The sequence below is a fragment of the Roseovarius halophilus (ex Wu et al. 2025) genome, assembly GCF_047086965.1.
Genome location: NZ_JBKOTX010000495.1, coordinates 1 through 1,062, shown reverse-complemented (window position 1 = coordinate 1,062; position 1,062 = coordinate 1). Strand labels below are relative to the sequence as shown.

General features: G+C 54.7%; 2 protein-coding genes. Both read right to left on the bottom strand.

Features of this window, described 5'->3' with window-relative positions; translation table 11 throughout:
* Window positions 1–6: 6 nt before the first annotated feature.
* The gene (locus ACH107_RS33080) at window positions 7–354 is read right to left on the bottom strand and encodes a hypothetical protein (protein WP_412509824.1); all 348 of its coding nucleotides are present in this window, start codon (window positions 352–354) and stop codon (window positions 7–9) included.
* Between the two features lie 86 nt (window positions 355–440).
* Window positions 441–1,062, bottom strand: a 622-nt coding sequence (locus tag ACH107_RS33075) for a hypothetical protein (RefSeq protein ID WP_412509823.1), incomplete at its 5' end; no start/stop codon positions are given.

Below are 1,062 nucleotides of genomic sequence, written 5' to 3'. Positions count from 1 at the left end.
TGAGTTCTACGCGCCGGACGCGCCTACCGGCCGCACAAAATGTAGCGCCCGTTCAACCCTTGATGAGCCCGGCAACCCACAGAGATCGAGAAGGGACCGAATTAAAAGACCAAGCACTATATCAAGGCTTGCTGCATGCCCATAAAATGCGGTCGCAGTAATGAAGCCCGTAGCGATCAGGATGCCATAGGTCTTTATCATCTCCTTATCGTTGGCAACGACTAGCATTTGGTAGTTTGCAGCCTGCCGGGCCTGGCGCCAGTTAAGCCGAGCTGACTTCTTCGACCCTGAGTAAGTTTTCAACAAAAGGTGGAAGTAATGTGTGCCGCCCTTGGTCAGTTTGATGTCTGTCATTTTACCAAACCATTCACTTTACAGGTTTGATCATACTGCGGCCGCAGCGCGGCCGCAGTAAAAATTTTAGATACTTTCGTATCACCTCACCACTCGACCTTAAGATCACCCGACACATTCGGTGCACCTTGCTGCGTCACGTCGGTTCCGAACCGCAGCGTACCATTGTCACCAAATACCGACTGCTCGTGGAAGAGACCAATGGAGCCTCGTGTGACGTCACCACTTGTCTCCAGGTCAAGATCAATACCCCAATTGGTGTCGTCCAGACGGTCTGTCACTCGATACTCAATGCCTGAGCCGATGCCGCATGTAGCGTCATCGTTCGTGCCAAGCGGCATGTCGCAGTAGATACGCGGTGCAACATGCCAGCTGCGGAGGAGCGTGGTGCCATCGTCTTCCTTTGTCACCTCCTCACCGAAGTCCAATCCGACCTCACCGAAGAAACGGATGCCCTTCTGATCATCCAGGCTCACTTTGCCGGCCTCGCTCCGTCCTGGAATACTGGCCGTCACATCAGCATCGGCCGCAGTCGCATAGGTGAGGTGCACGCCGCCACGTGGCGTCACCCGTGTCTCGCCATATTGCGCCTCACCGGAGACCGACAACCCACCGAAGAGACCGAGGTATTGATACGATCCATCTGCATTGATGTCCTCTGACAAGTCGTCGGAGAAACGCAGGTCGAAGGTGTGATAGCCAGCCGAC